Here is a 19,643-nt window from a genome sequence, read left to right as displayed (position 1 = left end):
TGATTCCCGGGTGAATTGCCGGCCGATTCCCTGGAAAATGCGACGACGAATTGCCGGTCGGCGTAAAACCTGCCGACCGGCAATTCGTCGCGTGGAGGCCATGACGGGAATCGAACCCGTGTAAACCGCTTTGCAGGCGGTTCCCTAAACCACTCGGGCACACGGCCGTGGGGTGGAGCTGTCCTGCGGGGGCGCGCTCAGGCGTGGCGGCAGCAGCGACAGGCGCGACAACACCGGGGAGCGGTGGCACAGGTGCGGTGCGCCGCGCGGGCCGCCGTCTTCCTGTCCATGTCCGACTCCTGTCGTCGTTCGCCGTGTTGGTGAATTCATAGTGGCGGAATGCCCGGCGGCCCGTCAATATCCTTTTGTAAATTCTGCATGGCGGGGTGTGCTACCTTCGAAGACAGGTGGACGGAGTTCCGGCCACCCCGGACGAGCGCGTCGTACCCGGTGACGACAAGACGGCGCAGTACAGCGGCAATCCGGCCGCTGCTGACTGCGGAGGTCCATCGTCATGGCCTGGCTCGTTCTGATCATCTCGGGTGTCCTGGAGACCGTCTGGGCCGTCGCCCTGGAGTCCTCCAAGGGCTTCTCCCGACTCGTCCCCAGCGTCGTCTTCGGCGTGGCCCTGCTGCTGAGCATGGGCGGCCTGGCGTACGCGATGCGCACCATCCCGATCGGCACCGGCTACGCGGTCTGGGTCGGCATCGGCGCGGTCGGGACGGCGCTCTACGGCATGGCGGTCCTCGGCGACGCGGTCACGATGGCCCGGATCGGCTGCCTGCTGCTGATCGTCTCCGGCGTGGTGGGCCTCAAGGTCCTGCACTGAGCCCACCGGACCCCCTGGTCGGCGTCCTAGGTCCAGCGACGGAGACGATCACCACCCCCGGTCAGGGGTCATATGGGCAGACGGGTCTTACGATATTACGTATGACCACAGCCTCCCCCACCTCGGTCGACCCTGCCCTGACAGCCCTCCCGGCCGACCCCGGTGGCGGGGTCCTCAGCAGCCGCTACCGGGCGCTGACCCTGGGGATCGTCTCCGTGGTCCTGCTGCTCGCCTTCGAGGCCACCGCCGTCAACACCGCGATGCCGGCGGCGGCCCGCCAGCTGAACGGTCTCGGGCTCTACGCCTTCGCCTTCTCCGGCTACTTCACCACCACGCTGTTCGCCCTGGTCGTCTCCGGCCAGTGGTGCGACCGGCGGGGCCCGCTGCAACCGCTGTTCACCGGTATCGCGGTGTTCGGCGCGGGCCTGGTGGTGGCCGGGTCCGCACCGGGGATGTGGGTCTTCGTGGCCGGCCGGGCGATCCAGGGCCTGGGCGGCGGACTGGTGATCGTCGCGCTCTACGTGGTGGTCGGCCGGGCCTACCCGGAGCGGCTGCGGCCGGCCGTGTTCGCGGCCTTCTCCTCGGCCTGGGTGCTGCCCTCGATCATCGGCCCGGTGGTCTCCGGGGCCGTCACCCAGCACCTGGGCTGGCGCTGGGTGTTCCTCGCCGTCCCGGTGCTGATCCTGCTGCCGCTGGCGGTGATGGGCCCGGCGCTGCGCCGCTCCCTCGAAGCCCCCTCGGCGGAGGAACGGGCCCTCAAGCGCAACGACCTCGACCGCCGGCGCACCGTGCTGGCCGCGATGGCCGCGCTCGGCGCCGGGCTGCTGCAGTACGCGGGCGAGCGCCGGGACCTGGTCGGGCTGCTGCCGGCGGCCGCGGGGGCGGCCCTGCTGCTGCCCGCGGTGCTGGGGCTGCTGCCGACCGGGACCCTGCGCGCCGCGCGCGGGCTGCCGACGGTGATCCTGCTGCGCGGAGTGGCGGCGGGGTCGTTCTTCGCGGCCGAGGCGTTCATACCGCTGATGATGGTGACCCAGCGCGGTCTCTCCCCGACGCTGGCCGGGCTGACCCTGACCAGCGGCGGCCTGTCCTGGGCGCTGGGCTCCTGGCTGCAGGGCCGGCCGGGCGCGGAGCGCTACCGCGAGGCGATGATCCGCACCGGCTTCGTGCTGACCGCGGTGGCGATCGCGGGCGCGGCGCTGGTGCTGGTCCCGGCGGTGCCGACCTGGGTGGCGGCGGTGGCCTGGGGCGTCGGCGGGGTCGGGATGGGCCTGGCCGTGGCGAGTGTCAGCGTGCTGATGATGAAGCTGTCCTCGCCCGAGGACGCCGGGGCCAACTCGGCCTCGCTGCAGATGAGCGACGCGCTCGGCAACGTGCTGCTGATGGGCCTGGCCGGAGTGCTGTTCTCGGCGCTGGGCGGCGGCTCGGTGGCCGCCGCCCACGAGGGCGCGGGGTCCGGCGGCTCGGCCGGCGCCTTCGCGGTGATCTTCCTGACCATGACCGCGGTGGCCCTGCTCGGCGCGCTGGTGTCCGGGCGGGTGCGCAGGGCCTGACGGTCACTTGCCGCCGGCGACGGGGGAGGCCGCGGCGGCGGCCGGGGCGGGGGAGCCGAGGAAGGTCTCCCAGCCCCCGGCCGGGGCCTGCCCGGCGGGCAGGGTCCGCAGCTTGCGCAGCACCGCCGGGTCCTGCGCGTCCAGCCAGTTCACCAGCTGGCGGAAGGAGACCAGCCGCACCTCGGGCTTCCCGGCGATGGCCTTGAGGACGTCCTCGACGGCGTTCATGTAGATGCCGCCGTTCCACTGCTCGAAGTGGTTGCCGATGATGTACGGCGCCCGGTTGGTGGTGTACGCCCGCTCGAAGCCCATCAGGTAGGAGTCCCTGGCCTGGGTCTGGTAGGCGGGGTGCAGCGCCGGGTCGGCCTTGGTGTTGCTGCCGGACTGGTTGAACATGATGTTGTAGTCCATCGACAGCACCTGGAAGGTGTGCCCGGGGAAGGGGATGGACTGCAGCGGGAGGTCCCACAGCGCGCCGCCCTGGATCTTCTGCGGCCAAACCTGCGTCCCGTTGCCGCTGCTGTCGTAGCGCCAGCCGCGCTTGGCGGCGGTCGGCAGCAGCGCGCGCTGGCCCTCCAGGCAGGGGGTGCGGCTGCCGATCAGCTCCTTGCGGTAGTCGAAGGGCAGCGCCGGCAGGTCGGTGTAGCCGGTGTTGCTCCGCCAGTTCATGACGAAGTCCATCGCCTGCTGGATCTCGCTGTCCCACTCCTCCGGCGACCACCGGCCGACGCCCTCGGCGCCGCAGAAGTGCCCGTTGAAGTGGGTGCCGATCTCGTGGCCCTCCAGCCAGGCGGCGTGCAGGTTCTCCAGGGTGTCGCGGATGTGCTGGTCGCTCAGGTAGCCGATGTCGGAGGCGCCGACCTTGTGCTGTGGCGGGCGGTAGAGGTCCTTCTTGGACTCGGGCAGCAGGTAGAGGCCGCTGAGGAAGAAGGTCATCGAGGCGTTGTGCTCCTGCGCGAGCCGGCGGAACCGGCCGAACAGGCCGTTGTCCAGCTCTCCGGCGCCGTCCCAGGAGAACACCACGAACTGCGGGGGGCGCTCGCCGAGCTTCAGCGGCTCGGGCTCGGGCTGGCCCGGCTGCGGGCCGGTGTCCGAGGTGGAGCCGTCGCCGATCAGGGTGGCGGGCGGCTTCGGGGCCGGGCTCGGGGGGCCCGCCTGGTCCGCCGCGGGGTCGGCCGGGACGGGGACGGGGGCGGCCTGCCCGCCGGCCGAGCCGTCGTTTCCGCCGCAGCCGGCCGCGAGGGTGGCGGCGGTGGCGGCACCGGCGGCCAGCAGGGTGCGACGGGAGAGAGCGTCCATGGTCACTCCGTTCATCGGTCGTGCGGCGGCCGGACGGCACGCGGCAGCCCGGTCGGACAAGTGCGGTGATAGACCTTGAGCGGGGTCAGCATGGCATGTGAGCGCGTACGGTCGGTGATCCACCACGTTCGGTCGCAACTGATCGCTCGATTGGTGCAACCGGACTGGCGTCCGAAACAGTCGATACCTCTCGGTCGTCCTCTCGGGCGATCCGGAGGTGGCCGCCACGGCGGTCGGCGCTCTCTCTCGGTGACCGTTCGCCCACCCGGAGCATGGCTCGGGTCCGCGGCCCTGCCGATCGGGGGGTCAGAATACGACCATCGTATTGATGTGCCTTAAAGTCCGATCCGGTTGGATTGTTCCCAGGAATCTCCCAGGAACAGTCGGTCATCAGCAGAGGGGAGGCGCCGGGTGGGCGCCCAGCAGAACAGGAGCCCGTGGCCGGGCACCCTGGCGGTCGGCGCCGCGCTCGTCCTCGGCGCCTGGATGCTGCACGACGGGGGCCAGAGCGGTCTCCCCCCGGCCCCCGGCGGCGGCCAGGCCCTCTCCGGCTTCGCCCCGGTCTCGGTCGTCCCGCCGCTCGGGGCCTCCGCCCCGACCCGGATCCGCATCCCCGCCGTCAAACTGGACGCGCCCGTCACCGGCCTAGGCCTGGACCGCGACGGCCACCTCCAGACGCCGCCGGAGAGCGACCGCAACCTGGCCGGCTGGTACCGCGGCGGGGCCACCCCCGGCCAGCGCGGCACCGCGATCATCGCCGGGCACGTCGACAACCGCAACGGGCCCGCTGTCTTCTACCACCTGGGCGCGCTGCACCGCGGCGACCGGATCGAGATCGCCCGTGAGGACGGTGCCACCGCCGTGTACCAGCTGTACGCCATCGAGGTGCACGACCGGAAGGACTTCCCCGACGACCGGGTCTACCGGCAGGCCGCCGACGCGCAGCTGCGGGTCATCACCTGCGGCGGCGGGTACAGCGAGGAACGCGGCTACGAGGGCAACGTCGTCGCGTACGGCTTCCTGGCCGACACCACCCGGCCGGGGAAGGGCGCATGAGTACCGTTTCGCTTGCCGTCACCTGGAACCCGATCGACTGGTCGCTGATCCACGGCCCGATACCGCGCGCCGTCCTGCTGGCGGGATGGGGATCGCTGCTGGCGCTCGCCGTCTCCCGCGGGCGGCCCTGGTGGAACCGGCGGCTGCCGGCCGCGCTGGTGCTCGCCGCCCTCCTGACCAAGCTGGTCGACGTCGCCGTCGACGACTGGTGGCACCCCTTCCCCGAGGGGCTGCCCCGGTACGTCATCTGGTGGATAGCCTGGGCGGTCACCGGCTTCTGCCTGCTCGGCTTCCGGGTGCCGCGACTGGCCCGCCGGGGCCGGGTGCTGGCCGCCGTCGGCGCCGCGCTGGTGCTGCTGATGGGCGCCTCGCAGGTCAACCGGGGCTTCGAGCAGTACCCGAGCGGCCGGGTCATGCTGGCGCCGTGGCTCTCGCACACCCAGGAGCTCACCACCAGCAAGGAGGCCACGACGGTGTCCGCGCCGCCCGGCAAGGTCCTCGCCGACGTCTGGCACGCGCCGCCCGGGCTGCCCGCCAAGGGCACCGTCTCCAAGACGCCCATCCCCGGGGTCAAGTCCGGCTTCAAGGCCCGGGACGCCTACGTCTACCTGCCGCCCGCGTACCAGGCCAGCCCCCGGCCGCTGCTGCCCGTCGTCGTGATGCTCGGCGGCCAGCCCGGCGTCCCCGAGGACTGGGTGCACACCGCGCAGCTGAACGAGACGCTGGACGCCTTCGCCGCCGAGCACGACGGCCTGGCCCCGATCGTGGTGATGCCCGACCAGCTCGGCTCGACCTGGGCCAACCCGCTCTGCCTCGACTCGAAGATCGGCAAGACCCAGACCTACCTGGCCGAGGACGTCCCCAACTGGGTCCGGCACAACCTCCAGGCCTCCGAGGACCGGCGCTCCTGGGTGATCGGCGGCGCCTCCATGGGCGGTACCTGCGCCCTCCAGCTGGCCGTCAACGCCCCCCAGGTCTACGGGGTCTTCCTTGACATGGCCGGGCAGGAGGAGCCCACCCTCGGCAGCCGCGCCGAGACCGTGAAGGCGGCCTTCGACGGGGACGAGGCCGCCTTCACGGCGGTCAACCCACTGGACGTGATGTCGCGCAAGCGCTTCCCCGACACCGTCGGCGCGATCGTGGTCGGCGAGAAGGACGACGACTTCGTCGTGATGCAGCGCAGGGTCTACGAGGCCGCGTTGGCCGCCGGGATGACGGCCAAGTTCGATCTGATGCCGGGCGGGCACGGCTGGGTGGTGTTCCGGCCGAGCATGGTCGCCCAGGTGCCCTGGCTCGCCCAGCAGACCGGGCTCACCCGGTGATCCGGCTCGGCCCGGACCCTCAGCCGGTGGTCGACCGGGCCCCGGTCGCCCGAGGGCCCGAACCCCGCCCCCAGCGGGCCCGGCGGGCCGCCCGGGTGCTCGCCGCCCGGCTGCGCGCCGCGCCGCTCACGCTCGCCATGCTGGCCGGCCTGTGGGCGGTCGGCGGCGCCACCGGCAGCCTGGCCGGCGGGCCGTCCGACCGGCTGCTGGCCCACGTCGGCGTCGGCGTGCCCACCCTGGCGGCGGGGCACTGGTGGGCTCCGTTCAGCTCGCTGTTCTGGTGCTCCGGCACCGGCTCGTACGTCTTCACCAGCCTGCTGCTGCTCCTGGTCGGCCCGGCCGCCGAGCGCCGGATCGGCCGGGTCAGGACCGTCGGGGTGCTGGTCGGCGGTCAGCTGCTCGGGACCCTGCTGGGCACCGCACTGGTCGAGGCCGGCTCCCGGGTCGGCGAGCAGTGGACCGACTCGGTCGCCGACCAGACCTCGACCGGCCCCGGCGTCGGCCTGTTCGCCCTGGCCGGGGTGCTGGGCTACCGGCTCACCGTGCTCTGGCGCCGCCGGCTGCACCTGCTGGTGGTGCTCGTCCCGCTGGTGATGACGCTGTACGTCGGGCACCTGCAGAGCGTCCAGCGGTTCACCGGCGCGGTGATCGGGATCGGCGCGGGCGCGCTGTTCCTGCGGGTGCGGCCGTACTCCCGCCAGCGCCGGACCTCGCACGCCGAGGTCCGGGTGCTGGTCGCCCTCTGCCTGGTCGCCGCCGCGCTCGGGCCGCTGCTCGCCTCGCTGTACGACAACGCCAGCGGGCCGTTCAACACCTTCTCCGAGATCTACCTCTCGCACCGGCTCACCCCCGACGAGGTCGCGGACTTCTGCGCGGGCTCGGCCCACGACTGCGCCCGGGCGCACGCCGTCGAGCGGATCTTCGACACCCCCGCCCGGCTGATGGCCGCGCTCTTCCCGGCGCTGCTGCTGGTCCTCGCCGAGGGCCTGCGCCGCGGCCTGCGCTCGGCGTGGCGGATCACCGTCGCCACCGAGCTGCTCTGGACCGCGCTGCTGGCCTGGCTGTTCGTCGGGACCCGCGCCGGGACGGGCGACACCGTCCAGTACTTCGTCGAGGCGCTGCTGCTGCCGCTGCTCACCCTCGCCCTGCTGCTGACCACCCGGCACCGGTTCGGCCTGCGGCTGCAGGGCGTGGTGGTCGGCCGGCTCGCCGCCGTCCTCGGCGGCGCCCTGCTGCTGGCCGGCGCCGCGTACGCCGGGCTCGGCATCCTGGTGGCCGACCAGTTCGAGCCGGGTGCCACCTTCCGCGGGATGCTCTCCGGGCTGCCGGCCGAGTTCCTGCCGCCCGCCTACAACGACCTGATGCCGGACTACCCGATCGCGGTCGGCCCGGTGGCGCGCTTCCTGGAGACGTACTGCGGGCTGGCCTTCTGGGCGGTCGCGCTGTTCGCGCTGCTGCTGGCCTTCCGCCGGCCGGTGCTGCACACCGACGCCGAGGACGCCGCCCGCGCCCGGGCGCTGCTCACCGAGCACGGCGGCGGCACGCTGTCCTTCATCACCACCTGGGACGGCAACCACTACTGGTTCGACGAGGACGGCCGGGCCGCCGTGGCCTACCGGGTGCTGTCCACCGTGGCGCTGACCACCGGCGACCCGTTCGGCGAACCGGAGGCCCGCCGGCGCGCGGTCGCCGGGTTCGCCCGGTACTGCGACGCCCGCGGCTGGACGCCGTGCTTCTACAGCGTCACCCCGGACACCCAGGAGGCCGCCGAGCAGCTCGGCTGGCGCTCGCTGCAGGTCGCCGAGGACACCGTGGTGGCGCTGCCGGAGCTGGCCTTCACCGGCCGCAAGTGGCAGGACGTCCGGACGGCCCTGAACAAGGCCGGCAAGCAGGGCATCAGCGCCGAGTGGTGGTCGTACCACGAGGCGCCGATCGCCCTGAAGGACCAGATCCGCTCGATCTCCGAGGAGTGGGTCTCCGAGAAGGGGCTGCCCGAGATGGGCTTCACCCTCGGCGGCCTGGAGGAGCTGGACGATCCCGCGGTGCGGGTGCTGATAGCCGTCGACCAGGACCGCACCGTGCACGGGGTGACCAGCTGGATGCCGGTGTACGAGGCGGGGGAGCCGGTCGGCTGGACCCTGGACTTCATGCGCCGGCGCTCCGACGGCTTCCGCGGGGTGACGGAGTTCCTGATCGCCTCGGCCGCGCTCGGCTTCAAGGAGGAGGGGGCGCGCTTCCTCTCGCTGTCCGGCGCGCCGCTGGCCCGCTCCGGGCAGGGCGGGGACCCGGGCGGGCTGCAGCGGATGCTGGACTGGATGGGCCGGGTGCTGGAGCCGGTCTACGGGTTCCGCTCGCTGCTGGCGTTCAAGGCCAAGTTCCAGCCCGAGTACCGGCCGATGTACATGTCCTACCCGGACCCGGCGGCGCTCGCCAGCATCACCCGGGCGATCGGCAAGGCCTACCTGCCGCACCTCACCGCGGCGCAGGGGGTCCGGCTGATGCGCCGGCTGTCGCTGTGAGCCGACGGGGGCCGGGGCCGGACCGCCGGCGGCCGGGAGCCGCGGGGGCGCTCCCGGCCGCCTGACGCGCCCTGGCCAGGTGTAGGCCGTCTTGGACACGCGCTAGCCGAGCAGCTCGGCGAGGGCGCGGTCGGCGTCCAGGTGCAGGTGCTCCTCGCCCTCGGGGACGAGCAGGCGGCTGTGCCACAGGAACCGCCGCAGGTCGGTGGTGTCGAACTGGAGCAGCGCGGTGCCCTCGGGCGCGCGCAGCTCGACCATGGTGCGTCGGCCCAGGGCGGGCCGGATGTGGACGTCGCCGACGCCGGAGGGCAGCTCCATGCCGGCCGTCAGCAGCTGGCGGGCGAAGACCCACTCGATGTCCTGGCCGCCGCCCTCGGCGCACGCGGGGCCGGCGGCCGGCTCGTCCAGCGAGAACTCGGCCGGAAAGGCCATCCGCACGGCGAGCGGGTCCTCCGGGCGGTACCGCAGGGTGACCCGCAGCCGGATGGAGCGGTGGGTGGTGATGATCAGACTGGCGTGGACGGTCTGCTCGACGGCGGGGGTGTGCACGGCGGTTCCCTTCGGCGCGGTGAGGCCGGTGGCGGCTGTGGAGGGTGGGGCGGCCTCACCCCGGTGAGAGTGCGGAGGGCTCCTGGGATTACCCGGTTTTCCGCACCCGCGGTAGTGACCTGCATCACATCGGTTTCCGGCCGCACGGGCCGTCCGCAGGCCGAGCCTGGCGGCCCCAAACCTGCTCACCCGGTACGCTGGACCGGTTGTCCGATTGCCGCCCGACCGCGGGCCTGGGCCGCTATTACCGCCCTGACCTGCGACGATCCCCCCTCGGAGACCGTGAGTACTGCCGCCGCCTCCTCGATGCCGCTCTTCTCCGACGCAGCCGAACCGCACGCGCCCGTCCGGGCCGCCGGCCATGGCGCGTCGGCCGCTTCGCACCACCTGTCGCCGGCCTTCCCCGGCCGCGCCCCCTGGGGTACCGCCGGCAAGCTCCGCGCCTGGCAGCAAGGGGCGCTGGACACGTACATCGAGAGCCAGCCGCGCGACTTCCTCGCGGTCGCGACCCCGGGCGCCGGTAAGACCACCTTCGCGCTCACCCTGGCCTCGTACCTGCTGCACAACCACCTGGTGCAGCAGATCACCGTCGTCGCGCCGACCGAGCACCTGAAGAAGCAGTGGGCCGAGGCCGCCGCCCGGATAGGCATCCGGCTGGACCCGGCGTACTCCTCGGGCCCGCTCTCCCGGGACTACCACGGCATCGTGGTCACCTACGCGGGCGTCGGCGTGAACCCGATGCTGCACCGCAACCGCACCGAGGCCCGCAAGACGCTGGTCATCATGGACGAGATCCACCACGCCGGTGACTCCAAGTCCTGGGGCGAGGCCTGCTTCGAGGCCTTCGAACCGGCCACCCGCCGGCTCGCGCTGACCGGTACGCCGTTCCGCTCGGACACCAACCCGATCCCCTTCGTCCAGTACGAGGCGGGCGGCGACGGCATCCGCAAGTCGGTCGCCGACTACACCTACGGCTACGGGCACGCGCTCGCCGACCACGTCGTCCGGCCGGTGATCTTCCTCTCCTACAGCGGCAACATGCGCTGGCGCACCAAGTCCGGCGACGAGCTGGAGGCCCGGCTCGGCGAGCCGATGACCAAGGACCTGATCGCCCAGGCCTGGCGCACCGCGCTGGCCCCGCAGGGCGAGTGGATCCCCAGCGTGCTGCAGGCCGCCGACCGCCGGCTGAGCGAGGTCCGCAAGGCCATCCCGGACGCCGGCGGCCTGGTGATCGCCACCGACCAGAACACCGCCCGCGCCTACGCCAAGATCCTCCGCGAGATCAGCGGCGAGAAGGCGACCGTGGTGCTCTCCGACGAGGCAGAGGCGTCCAAGCGGATCTCCGACTTCTCGGCGGGCGACTCGCGCTGGATGGTCGCCGTCCGGATGGTGTCCGAGGGCGTCGACGTGCCGCGCCTGGCCGTCGGGGTGTACGCCACCTCGATCTCCACCCCGCTGTTCTTCGCGCAGGCCGTCGGCCGCTTCGTGCGCGCCCGCAAGCGCGGCGAGACGGCCTCCGTCTTCCTGCCGACCATCCCGACGCTGCTGGGCTTCGCCAACGAGATGGAGCTCCAGCGCGACCACGTGCTGGACCGGCCGAAGAAGGAGGGCGAGGGCCTCTTCGACGAGGAGGACCGGCTGCTCGCCGAGGCGGAGCGGGCCAACGACGGCCCGGACGGGGCCGGCGGCGACGAGTTCTCCTACGAGGCGATCGGCTCCGACGCGGTCTTCGACCGGGTGCTGTACAACGCCATGGAATTCGGCATGCAGGCGCACCCGGGCAGCGAGGAGGAGGAGGACTACCTCGGCATCCCGGGCCTGCTGGAGCCGGACCAGGTCCAGATGCTGCTGCAGAAGCGCCAGCACCGGCAGATCCAGCGCAGCAAGGCCAAGCCCGCCGAGGAGGCCGACCTGCTGGAGCTGCCCGCCGAGCAGCGGCCGGTCGTCACCCACCAGGAACTGCGGGAACTCCGCAAGGAGTTGAACGCCCTGGTGGCGGCCTGGCACCACCGCACCAGCCAGCCGCACGGCACCATCCACAACGAGCTGCGCCGCCAGTGCGGCGGCCCGATCACCGCTCAGGCCACCGCCAACCAGCTCACGGCGCGGATCGCCCGAATCCGGGAATGGGCGAAGTAATCGGACGTCAGACGGTTATCCGGCGGCGAACCAAGGTCATATGACATTCAGGTATACGTGAAGGATTTGAAGAGACAGTCGGTGTGATGATCGGCTAGTGTTCCGCGTGCCGCGCCGCCTCCGGGCCGTCGCTGCTGCGCGTCCCCCGACCCGGGCGGGCGCCGCAGCCCCCGGTGAGCCGGGCCGGCGACCTCACCGACCCGAGGGGGCGACACCCGTGTCGCCACCCCCGGACATGCCATCACAAGGAGCACACCGAACGTGTCGTACCCCCCCTACGCCCAGCAGCAGCCCGAGCTCTCCGACAAGTCGAAGGTCGTCGCGGGGATCCTGCAGATCCTGCTCGGCAGCCTGGGCGTCGGCCGCTTCTACACCGGTCACATCGGCATGGGCATCGCCCAGCTGCTGACCTGCGGTGGCTTCGGTATCTGGGCCCTGATCGACGGCATCCTGTTCCTCACCAGCAACGACCGCACCGACGCCCAGGGCCGTCTGCTGCGCAGCAACTGACCTTGCGTCCCCTGCGTGCGGCACGCCGCCCCGGCCACGACGGCCGGGGCGGTTTTGCCGTGCCCGCCCGGCTGCGCACGGCCGCCCCGCCGCTGGGCGTGCTCGCCGCCGGGCTGGCCGGCGCCGGCTACCTCTGGTCGCGCGATCCGCACCTGCCCGGCCAGGTGCTCCCGTTCTGCGTGTTCCGCAAGGTCACCGGCCTGCAGTGCCCCGGCTGCGGCGGCACCCGGATGACCTACGACCTGCTGCACGGCGACCTCGCGGCGGCCTGGCACGACAACGCGGCGCTGCTGCCGGCCCTGCCGCTGGTCGCCCTGCTCTACCTGACCTGGCTGCGGCACGGCCTGGCCGGGCGCAGCTGGCGCCCGCCGCTCGGGCGGCGCGGCACGGCCGTGCTGCTCGGCGCCGCCGCGGGCTGGGCGGTCCTGCGCAACCTGCTCTGACGATCTCGGCGCTCCGTCACCGAACGATCACCCCCCTCCACCCAAGGTGTCCGGACTTCGGACTGTGCTCGAACTTACGCACTGATGAACCCTGGGAAATAGTGCTATTTGCCCGGATTTGCCATGCCCGCTGAAATCGATCATGACCGAATTTTGGACAAGCACTTCCGCAGCGACAATTCCTTCACTACCTTTCCCACACGCTCTCCCGCCGGGTAACCCCCCGCGAGACGGGCGCCGCAGGACCGCCAGGGCGTCAAGGACGACACACCGCGGCCCGAGCGCGGCCACCCGCCTGCGCGCGACCCCCTGAGTCCCGGACCGGCGCCGCCGTTCCGCGACAGCCGCGGAAAGGAAATGCGCGTCGTGACTGCAGAGACCTCCCAGACCCTGGACCGTGGAGTCCGGGTCCTCAAACTCCTCGCCGACTCCGAGCGCGGGCTCACCGTCACCGAGCTGGCGGCCCGGCTGGCCGTCAACCGGACGGTCGTCTACCGGCTGCTCGCCACCCTGGAACAGCACGGCCTGGTCCGCCGGGACATCGGCGGCCGGGCCCGGGTGGGCCTGGGGGTGCTGCGCCTGGCGCACCGGGTGCACCCGCTGCTGCGCGAGGCGGCGCTGCCGGCCCTGCGCAGCCTGGCCGAGGACCTCGGCGCCACCGCCCACCTGACCCTGGTGGACGGCAGCGAGGCGCTGGCCGTCGCGGTGGTCGAGCCCAGCTGGACGGACTTCCACGTCGCCTACCGGACCGGCCTGCGGCATCCGCTGAGCGAGAGCGCCGCCGGGCGGGCGATCCTGGAGGCGCGGGGCTTCCCCGGGCAGCGCCGTCCGGAGCAGGGCTTCGTCATCACCCGCGCGGAGGAGCAGTCCGGGGCGTGCGGTGCGGCCGCCGCGCTGCTGGGCCTGAGCGGGATCGAGGGCAGCGTCGGCGTGGTGATGCTGAACGGCCTCGTCCCCGAGCGGGTCGGCCCCCGGGTGGTGGAGGCCGCGACCGAGGTCGCCGACGCCCTGCGGTGATGCCCGCCGCGGGGGCCGGGTGTGTTTGGATGCCTCTGTGCCCGACCTCAAGCTGCCCAAGGCCTTGACCGCCTCCCGCACCCGCGCGCTGGCGCTGTGCGGTGCGCTGGTCGCCGCGCTGTTCGCAGTGGCGGCCTTCGTCCCGCTGCCCTACACGCTCACCTGGCCGGGCGTGACGGCGGACACCCTCGGCAGCTACCAGGGCCGGCCGGTGCTCACGGTGACCGGCGCGCCGGTCCGGACCACCGACGGCGAGCTGCGGATGGTGACCATCTCGGCGACCAACCCGGGGGAGCGCACCACCTTCTGGCGCTCGGTACAGGCCTGGCTCGACCAGGACGAGGCGATCCGGCCGACCGACTCCGTGTACCCGCAGGAGGACCCGGCCAAGGCCGAGGAGGTGACGGCCCAGCAGATGGCCCAGTCCCAGGACAGCGCCACCACGGCCGCGCTCGACTACCTCCACCTCTCGCCGGACCAGGTGAAGGTGAAGGTCGACCTCGGTGACATCGGCGGCCCGAGCGCCGGCCAGATGCTGGCGCTGGGCATCGTCGACAAGCTCGCCGGGGACGGCAAGGGCGGCGACCTCACCGGCGGCCTGAAGATCGCGGGCACCGGCACCATCGACGACCAGGGCAACATCGGCGCGGTCGGCGGCGTGCCGCTGAAGACGCAGGCGGCCGCCCGGGACGGCGTGACGGTGTTCCTGCTGCCCAAGGACGAGTGCACGGACGCCAGGGTCAACACGCCCGAGGGCCTTCGGCTGGTCCCGGTCGGCACGCTGGGCGAGGCGGTCTCCGCGCTGGAGGCGCTGAAGAGCGGCGGCAGCGTCCCCGGCTGCTGAGCGGTCGCGGGAGAGGGCCGGGCGTGCCCTGTCCGCCCGGCCGGCCGGGCCGCGTGCCCGGCCCGAGGAGTGCGGGAGGCGGTGGCCGCCGGGCCTCAGAGCCCGAACGCCACCGCGGCGAAGTCCTCGCTCAGCCTGGTCCGCAGCTGGGCGGCGATGGCGGCTAAGCGGTGCGCCTGGGCCATCGGCAGGGAGAGCGAGACGGCGGCGATGCCGTTGCCCGCGACGATCGGCACCGCCGCACCGGCCGTACCGAGCGAGTACTCCTGGTACTGGGTGATCGGCGCGGCCCGCTGCGGTCCCTGGCGGGGCAGCATCGGGAGGTGCGCGGGCTCCCGCAGGGTGTACGGGGTGAGCGCCACCATCGGGTGGCGGGCAAGGTAGGCCCGGCGCTCCTCGGCGGACATCAGGGCGAGCAGGGTCTTGCCGGCCGAGTGGGCGTGCGCGCCGGACCGGAACCTGCGCTCGTCGATCAGCGGGGCGCCGGGGGCCGCCACCGCGTCCACCAGTTCCACCTCGCCCTGCCGGTACCAGCTGAAGTAGACGGCCGCGGACAGCTCGCCGGAGAGCAGGGTGAGCAGGCGGTTGAGCCGGTTGCGGCCGGCTGTCGGGCTCTCCTCCCGGGCGAGCCCGGCGACCGCGGGGCCGGTCAGGTAGCAGCCGTCGCGGCGCTCCAGGTAGTGGTCGTGCACCAGGGTGCGCAGCAGGTGGTAGGCGGTGCCGAGGGCGAGGCCGGTGTCGCGGGCGAGCTGCTTGGCGGTGGCTCCCTTCGGGTAGCGGGCGGCGGCCTCCAGCAGGCGCAGGGCGCGCTGGGCGGAGGCGATCAGCGTGGACGGGGCGTCCGTCGCGGAGTCCGGGTCGAGGAGCGGGCTCATCGGGCGCCCTCGCGGGGGCGGCGCGGGAGCCCGGGTACGGGCAGGTCGGCGGACAGGAGTACGTTCATGGGGATGATCTTCGGGTCGCACGGGCCGCTGGCATATGCCTGATCTGACGGCGGGTCGCACCGCGGGCCCGACCTGCCGGGCCCTGTCCACGGGTCGCCACTACTCGGCCGCCGCCTGGTCCACCAGCGGCAGGATCCGGTACGGCACCGGGTTCTCCAGCGCGATCGCCGTCGAGGACCGGACGATCCCGTCGAAGCCGACCACCCGGTCGATCACCCGCTGGAGGTCGGCGTTGGAGCGCGCCACGATCCGCACCATCATGTCGCCGCGGCCGGTGATGGTGTGCAGCTCCAGCACCTCCGGCACGGCCGCCAGGTGCGCCCGCACGTCCTGGCCCTGGCCCTGGGAGATCTCCAGCGTGGCGAAGGCCGTCACCGGGTAGCCGAGCGCGGCCGGGTCCACCTCCGGGCCGAAGCCGCCGATCACCCCCTTGGCCTGGAGCCGGTCCAGCCTGGCCTGCACGGTGCCGCGGGCCACCTGGAGGCGGCGCGAGCACTCCAGCACGCCGATCCGGGGCTCCTCGGCGAGCAGGCGGATCAGCCGGCCGTCCAGGGGGTCGATCGCATCGTTCCCGCCACCCGCCGATGTGCCGGAAGGTCCGTACACGGTAGGGGAGTTGGGCGAGTCGGGGGCGCTCGGGGCGTGGTCGGGGGGTGTCACGGGCTCCGTCCTCCGGTAGGCATTCTGTACAGCGGTGCGGCCGATTCTCCCGCCCCGGCACACAGCTTGACCAGGAGGAAACGGAACAGTTGCGCGGCGGTCGGCCCGGCGCCACCCTCCAGCCACAACCCCGTGCACCGGGCCCCACACCGGGCGCGAGGGAACCGTGTGGTCCCGTACGCCTACCGGGAGGGCCGTCATGACCGACACCGCCGCCGAACCCGTCCTGCTCACCGCCCTCCGGGAGGAGCCCGACCTCGTACCGATGGGGCATGCCGACGCGGTGGTCTTCGCGGTCGGCGACGCCGAGCGGGCGGCCCGCCGCTACGCCGCCGCGCTCGGTCTGCGCTGTATCGCCTACGCCGGACCGGAGACCGGTGAGCCGGAGACCGTCTCCTACGTCCTGCGGGCGCCCGGGACGCGGATCGTGCTCACCTCGCTGGTCCAGGTCATCGGCCCGCGCGGCCGGGAGCTGGCCGCCCACCTGGCCCGGCACGGCGACGGGGTGGTGGACCTCGCGCTGGCGGTACCGGACGTCTACTACGCCTACGACTACGCCGTGGACCGGGGGGCCGGCCAGCTCAGCGAGCCCTACGAGGTGCACGACCGGTACGGGACGGTGGTGCTCGCCGCGATCGGGGTGCCCGGCGGGACCCGGCACACCCTGGTCGACCGCTCCGGCTACGCCGGGCCCTACCTGCCCGGGTACCTGCCGGTCGAGCACTGGTGAGCCGGGCGGCCGGCGGGGCGGTGGGCCGACGGGCAGCCGGCCGACGCCTCGCGGGTCCGCGTCCGGTGCGTCTGGGTCCGGTGGGCCTGCGTCCGGCGGGCCCTCGTCCGGCGGGCCCTCGTCCGGCGGGCCCTCGTCCGGCGGGTCAGCGGACGGCGGTGGTGACGTCCGGCGGGTGGCCGTTCCAGGCGACGAACACCGAGTTGGCCTGGTCGCCCTTGGTGAAGTCGATCCGCATCCACTGGTCGCCCTTCCACGTCTCCATCTTCCAGCCCGGATCGGGCGTCGCGGAGACCAGCGACGCGTTGTCCGGGCGGATGTCCAGCGCCACCTTGCCGCCCGGCACCAGATAGCTCTGGATCGAGGAGGTGGTGGTGGCGGTGGCCGGGACGGGTCGGCGCGAGGAGGTCTGGGCGGCGGGCGGCGACGGGGTGCGCTGGCCGGCGGGGGAGGCCGAGGACGGCGGCGCGGCGGTCGGCGCCGACTGGGGCGAGGCCTGCGCCTGGGCCGACGGCGTCGCCGGCGGCTGGGCGGTGGAGGCCGACGGCGAGGGGCGCGTCCCGGTGGAGGCCGGGGACGGCAGCGGCAGCGCCGTCGGCTGCTCGAACGCGGCACCGGTCAGCACCGTGTGCACGCCGAGCCAGGACAGCGCCACCGCCGCCCCGGTGGCCGCCGCCCAGGCGCCGAGCTGTACCAGTCCGTTCCGCATCGTGCGCACATCCTGCCGTACTCCGGGGCTCCGCAGGTGGGCACCCCCGGTATTGAGCAGGGAAGTTGCACAAATCCCCCAAGGGAGGAGCGAACCGGCCGCACCCCGTCCGCGACCTACCCCGAGGTACAGACCACTTGGGCCCGATGGCGTACCGTGCAGCCCCATGGCAACAGTGCTCGTGGTCGAGGACGACCCCTTCGTACGATCCGCCCTCATCCGGCACCTGGCCGACACCGGTCACGCGGTCCGCAGTGTGGGCACGGCACTTGAGGCCCTGCGCGAGGTCGCCCAGGTCGGCTGCGACCTGGTGATCCTCGACCTGGGCCTGCCCGACCTGGACGGCAGCGAGGCGCTCAAGATGATTCGCGGCCTGACCAATGTGCCGGTGATCATCTCCACCGCCCGCGACGACGAGGCCGAGATCGTCCGGTTGCTCAACGACGGCGCCGACGACTACTTGGTGAAACCTTTCTCCGGGGAGCACCTCAGCGCCCGGATGGCCGCCGTGCTGCGCCGCCTCGGCGGCGGGGCGGCCCCGGTCGCCCAGGTGCTCAGAGTCGGCGGCCTGGCCATCGACCTCCAGCGCCGGGAGGCGGACCTGGACGGACGCCGACTCGACCTCACCCGCCGCGAGTTCGACCTGCTGGCCTTCCTCGCCGCGCGCCCCGGCGTCGTGGTCCCGCGCAAGGAGATCCTGGCCGAGGTCTGGCGCCAGACCTACGGCGGCGACCAGACCATCGACGTCCACCTCTCCTGGCTGCGCCGCAAGCTCGGCGAGACCGCCTCCAACCCGCGCTACCTGCACACCGTGCGCGGCGTCGGGGTCCGACTGGAAGCCTCCGGCCACCCCGACGGGCCCGGACCGGCGCCCGCGGAGCACCGGACATGAGGAGGTTCGGAGGCTCGCTGCGCTGGGCCCTGATCAAGGCCGCCGCGGCCGGTACCACCATGGTCGCGCTGGCCTTCCTCATCCCGCTCGGCCTGATGGTCCAGCAGACCGCCCGCGACCGCGCGTTCACGGCGGCGGAGCGGCAGGCCGCCGCGCTCGGCCCGGCGCTCGCCATCACCACCGAGCAGGACGCCATCGCCCGCGCGGTGGCCAGCACGGACGCGGGCGCGCAGGGCCGGATGGCCGTCCACCTGCCGGCGCCCGCGCCGGACGCCGGATCCGCCACCGGGGTGCCCGCCGCCACGGCCGCGCCCCCGGTGGCCGCCGCTCCCGCCTCTCCTGCCGCTCCCGCTCCCTCGGCCGGGTCGGCCGGGTCCGCCTCTCCTGCCGGGTCCGCGGTTCCCGCCGTGCCGGGCGGCGGGGCGACCATCGGCGCCGCCCGGGCGCTCGGCGCCGACGTGGCCAGTGCGGGCGGCCAGGGCCGCTCCTTCACCGTCGAGGTGCCCGGCGGCTTCGCCCTGCTCCAGCCGGTCGCCGTCGACACCGGCCGGACGGCCGTGGTCGAGGTGTTCGTGGCCGACGAGGACCTCACCCGGGGCGTCTCCACCGCCTGGCTGGTGCTGTCCGCCGTGGCGCTCGCGCTGGTCGCCATCTCGGTGCTGGTCGCCGACCGGATGGGCGCCCGGATCGTCGCCTCCGCCCGGCGGCTGGCCGCCGCCGCCCGCTCGCTCGGCGCCGGCAACCTCGCCGTCCGGGTACCCGTCGAGGGCAAGCAGACCGACGGCAGCCCCGTGGAACTGCGCGAGGCCGCCCACGCCTTCAACGCGATGGCCGACCGGGTGGTCCAGCTGCTCGCCGCCGAACGGGAGCTGGCCGCCGACCTCTCGCACCGGTTGCGCACCCCGCTCACCGTGCTGCGGCTCAACGCCGCCTCGCTCGGCGAGGGCGACGCCGCCGACGCCACCCGGCACGCGGTGTCCCAGCTGGAGCGGGAGGTCGACCAGATCATCCGCTCGGCCCGCCGCGCGCCCGAGGACGCGCCCGCCGTCACCGTCGGCTGCGACGCCGCCGAGGTGATCCGCGAACGGGCCGGCTTCTGGTCCGCGCTCGCCGAGGACGAAGGCCGCCGCTGGCAGCTGGCCGGCGCGGACCGGACCACCCCGGTGCCCGTCCAGCGCGGTGACCTCGCCGCCGCCGTGGACGCCCTGCTGGGCAACGTGTTCCGGCACACCGCCGTCGGCACCGCCTTCTCGGTGGACGTGCTCGCGACCGAGAGCTCGGTCATCGTCCTGGTCGGCGACGCCGGACCGGGCTTCACCGATCCGCAGGCCGCCCTGAAGCGCGGTCAGGGCCACGGCGGCGACGGCTCCACCGGCCTCGGGCTGGACATCGCCCGCAAGCTGGCCGAGGCCACCGGCGGCGACCTCGCGCTCGGCCGCTCCGCGGGGCTCGGCGGCGCCGAGATCCGGTTGCGGCTGCAGACCCGCACCGACGGCGGCCCGGCGCGGGCGAGCCGTCGGCGCAGCCGCGGCACGCTGTTCCACAAGTAGCCCCCGTTCCAGCGCGGTTCCTGGTCCGGAGGTGACCGCCGGTCCGGACGCCTTCCCCGGAGCGGAAGCGATCCGGCGCCA

At 73.6% G+C, this 19,643-nt stretch carries 18 protein-coding genes, 1 tRNA gene and 1 riboswitch; of the genes, 13 read left to right on the top strand and 6 right to left on the bottom strand.

Annotated features, from left to right (window positions below):
* Window positions 1-92: 92 nt before the first annotated feature.
* A tRNA-Cys gene (locus ACIGZJ_RS24730) sits at window positions 93-167 on the bottom strand.
* Between the two features lie 238 nt (window positions 168-405).
* Window positions 406-471, top strand: a riboswitch (guanidine-III (ykkC-III) riboswitch).
* Window positions 472-514: 43 nt separating this feature from the next.
* Between ACIGZJ_RS24730 and ACIGZJ_RS24725 the strand changes: the two genes are divergently transcribed.
* Both ACIGZJ_RS24725 and ACIGZJ_RS24720 read left to right on the top strand, forming a co-directional pair.
* The gene (locus ACIGZJ_RS24725) at window positions 515-829 is read left to right on the top strand and encodes a DMT family transporter (protein ID WP_396459257.1); all 315 of its coding nucleotides are present in this window, start codon (window positions 515-517) and stop codon (window positions 827-829) included.
* 101 nt (window positions 830-930) lie between these two features.
* A complete protein-coding gene (locus tag ACIGZJ_RS24720; RefSeq protein ID WP_396459256.1) occupies window positions 931-2,379 on the top strand; it encodes an MFS transporter in 1,449 nt (482 codons plus the stop codon).
* A gap of 3 nt (window positions 2,380-2,382) precedes the next feature.
* Here ACIGZJ_RS24720 and ACIGZJ_RS24715 read toward each other — a convergent pair whose 3' ends face one another.
* On the bottom strand, window positions 2,383-3,678 hold the full coding sequence (locus ACIGZJ_RS24715; RefSeq protein ID WP_396459255.1) for a hypothetical protein: 1,296 nt from the start codon (window positions 3,676-3,678) through the stop codon (window positions 2,383-2,385).
* 486 nt (window positions 3,679-4,164) lie between these two features.
* On the opposite strand from ACIGZJ_RS24715, the gene ACIGZJ_RS24710 reads away from it, so the two are divergent.
* The 3 genes from ACIGZJ_RS24710 to ACIGZJ_RS24700 are packed head-to-tail and all read left to right on the top strand — an operon-like array spanning window position 4,165 to window position 8,575.
* Window positions 4,165-4,734: a class F sortase gene (locus ACIGZJ_RS24710; protein ID WP_396459298.1), complete on the top strand. Its 570-nt coding sequence runs from the start codon at window positions 4,165-4,167 to the stop codon at window positions 4,732-4,734.
* Window positions 4,731-6,056 carry an alpha/beta hydrolase gene (locus ACIGZJ_RS24705; protein WP_396459254.1) on the top strand — a complete coding sequence of 442 codons (1,326 nt, stop codon included), beginning with the start codon at window positions 4,731-4,733 and terminating at the stop codon, window positions 6,054-6,056. Before ACIGZJ_RS24710 ends, ACIGZJ_RS24705 begins: the two co-directional genes overlap by 4 nt.
* Window positions 6,057-6,082: 26 nt before the next feature.
* Window positions 6,083-8,575, top strand: coding sequence for a bifunctional lysylphosphatidylglycerol flippase/synthetase MprF (locus ACIGZJ_RS24700; protein ID WP_396459253.1), 2,493 nt, complete (start codon window positions 6,083-6,085; stop codon window positions 8,573-8,575).
* 102 nt (window positions 8,576-8,677) lie between these two features.
* Here ACIGZJ_RS24700 and ACIGZJ_RS24695 read toward each other — a convergent pair whose 3' ends face one another.
* The gene (locus tag ACIGZJ_RS24695) at window positions 8,678-9,124 is read right to left on the bottom strand and encodes an SsgA family sporulation/cell division regulator (RefSeq protein WP_396459252.1); all 447 of its coding nucleotides are present in this window, start codon (window positions 9,122-9,124) and stop codon (window positions 8,678-8,680) included.
* A 306-nt stretch (window positions 9,125-9,430) separates the two neighbouring features.
* Between ACIGZJ_RS24695 and ACIGZJ_RS24690 the strand changes: the two genes are divergently transcribed.
* The 5 genes from ACIGZJ_RS24690 to ACIGZJ_RS24670 all read left to right on the top strand — a co-directional run bounded on the left by ACIGZJ_RS24690 (window position 9,431) and on the right by ACIGZJ_RS24670 (window position 14,077).
* Entirely contained in the window at window positions 9,431-11,263 is a 1,833-nt protein-coding gene (locus ACIGZJ_RS24690; RefSeq protein ID WP_392939017.1) for a DEAD/DEAH box helicase, read from the top strand.
* Window positions 11,264-11,524: 261 nt separating this feature from the next.
* On the top strand, window positions 11,525-11,773 hold the full coding sequence (locus ACIGZJ_RS24685) for a TM2 domain-containing protein (protein WP_396459251.1): 249 nt from the start codon (window positions 11,525-11,527) through the stop codon (window positions 11,771-11,773).
* A 2-nt stretch (window positions 11,774-11,775) separates the two neighbouring features.
* Window positions 11,776-12,216 (top strand): DUF2752 domain-containing protein, encoded by a 441-nt coding sequence (locus tag ACIGZJ_RS24680; protein WP_396459250.1) that lies wholly within the window; start codon window positions 11,776-11,778, stop codon window positions 12,214-12,216.
* Between the two features lie 366 nt (window positions 12,217-12,582).
* A complete protein-coding gene (locus ACIGZJ_RS24675) occupies window positions 12,583-13,233 on the top strand; it encodes an IclR family transcriptional regulator (RefSeq protein WP_387946270.1) in 651 nt (216 codons plus the stop codon).
* A 37-nt stretch (window positions 13,234-13,270) separates the two neighbouring features.
* Entirely contained in the window at window positions 13,271-14,077 is an 807-nt protein-coding gene (locus ACIGZJ_RS24670; RefSeq protein WP_396459249.1) for a S16 family serine protease, read from the top strand.
* A gap of 95 nt (window positions 14,078-14,172) precedes the next feature.
* Here ACIGZJ_RS24670 and ACIGZJ_RS24665 read toward each other — a convergent pair whose 3' ends face one another.
* Window positions 14,173-14,952 carry a helix-turn-helix domain-containing protein gene (locus tag ACIGZJ_RS24665; RefSeq protein ID WP_396459248.1) on the bottom strand — a complete coding sequence of 260 codons (780 nt, stop codon included), beginning with the start codon at window positions 14,950-14,952 and terminating at the stop codon, window positions 14,173-14,175.
* 168 nt (window positions 14,953-15,120) lie between these two features.
* Window positions 15,121-15,627, bottom strand: a complete 507-nt coding sequence (locus ACIGZJ_RS24660; protein ID WP_392938798.1) for an Lrp/AsnC family transcriptional regulator — start codon at window positions 15,625-15,627, stop codon at window positions 15,121-15,123.
* Between the two features lie 253 nt (window positions 15,628-15,880).
* Between ACIGZJ_RS24660 and ACIGZJ_RS24655 the strand changes: the two genes are divergently transcribed.
* The gene (locus ACIGZJ_RS24655) at window positions 15,881-16,411 is read left to right on the top strand and encodes a VOC family protein (RefSeq protein WP_396459247.1); all 531 of its coding nucleotides are present in this window, start codon (window positions 15,881-15,883) and stop codon (window positions 16,409-16,411) included.
* 145 nt (window positions 16,412-16,556) lie between these two features.
* Here the strand turns inward: ACIGZJ_RS24655 and ACIGZJ_RS24650 are convergent, their stop codons facing one another.
* A complete protein-coding gene (locus ACIGZJ_RS24650) occupies window positions 16,557-17,120 on the bottom strand; it encodes a hypothetical protein (RefSeq protein ID WP_396459246.1) in 564 nt (187 codons plus the stop codon).
* Window positions 17,121-17,286: 166 nt separating this feature from the next.
* Between ACIGZJ_RS24650 and ACIGZJ_RS24645 the strand changes: the two genes are divergently transcribed.
* Window positions 17,287-18,012: a response regulator transcription factor gene (locus tag ACIGZJ_RS24645; RefSeq protein WP_392938802.1), complete on the top strand. Its 726-nt coding sequence runs from the start codon at window positions 17,287-17,289 to the stop codon at window positions 18,010-18,012.
* Window positions 18,009-19,562, top strand: coding sequence for a sensor histidine kinase (locus tag ACIGZJ_RS24640; protein WP_396459245.1), 1,554 nt, complete (start codon window positions 18,009-18,011; stop codon window positions 19,560-19,562). The genes ACIGZJ_RS24645 and ACIGZJ_RS24640 overlap by 4 nt, the downstream gene beginning before the upstream one ends.
* Window positions 19,563-19,643: the final 81 nt, after the last annotated feature.

The sequence above is a fragment of the Kitasatospora sp. NPDC052868 genome, assembly GCF_044547105.1.
Lineage (GTDB): Bacteria > Actinomycetota > Actinomycetes > Streptomycetales > Streptomycetaceae > Kitasatospora.
The sequence above is the reverse complement of the archived record's forward strand: the minus strand, read 5'-3'. Positions and strand labels throughout refer to the sequence as shown.

What these genes read in the sequence shown, in the direction of transcription:
- ACIGZJ_RS24655 (WP_396459247.1), top strand. Translation starts at nt 15,881, where the DNA reads ATGACCGACACCGCCGCCGAACCCGTCCTGCTCACCGCCCTCCGGGAG.
- ACIGZJ_RS24690 (WP_392939017.1), top strand. Translation starts at nt 9,431, where the DNA reads ATGCCGCTCTTCTCCGACGCAGCCGAACCGCACGCGCCCGTCCGGGCC.
- ACIGZJ_RS24665 (WP_396459248.1), bottom strand. Translation starts at nt 14,952, where the DNA reads ATGAGCCCGCTCCTCGACCCGGACTCCGCGACGGACGCCCCGTCCACG.
- ACIGZJ_RS24645 (WP_392938802.1), top strand. Translation starts at nt 17,287, where the DNA reads ATGGCAACAGTGCTCGTGGTCGAGGACGACCCCTTCGTACGATCCGCC.
- ACIGZJ_RS24715 (WP_396459255.1), bottom strand. Translation starts at nt 3,678, where the DNA reads ATGGACGCTCTCTCCCGTCGCACCCTGCTGGCCGCCGGTGCCGCCACC.
- ACIGZJ_RS24705 (WP_396459254.1), top strand. Translation starts at nt 4,731, where the DNA reads ATGAGTACCGTTTCGCTTGCCGTCACCTGGAACCCGATCGACTGGTCG.
- ACIGZJ_RS24725 (WP_396459257.1), top strand. Translation starts at nt 515, where the DNA reads ATGGCCTGGCTCGTTCTGATCATCTCGGGTGTCCTGGAGACCGTCTGG.
- ACIGZJ_RS24720 (WP_396459256.1), top strand. Translation starts at nt 931, where the DNA reads ATGACCACAGCCTCCCCCACCTCGGTCGACCCTGCCCTGACAGCCCTC.
- ACIGZJ_RS24640 (WP_396459245.1), top strand. Translation starts at nt 18,009, where the DNA reads ATGAGGAGGTTCGGAGGCTCGCTGCGCTGGGCCCTGATCAAGGCCGCC.
- ACIGZJ_RS24650 (WP_396459246.1), bottom strand. Translation starts at nt 17,120, where the DNA reads ATGCGGAACGGACTGGTACAGCTCGGCGCCTGGGCGGCGGCCACCGGG.
- ACIGZJ_RS24710 (WP_396459298.1), top strand. Translation starts at nt 4,165, where the DNA reads ATGCTGCACGACGGGGGCCAGAGCGGTCTCCCCCCGGCCCCCGGCGGC.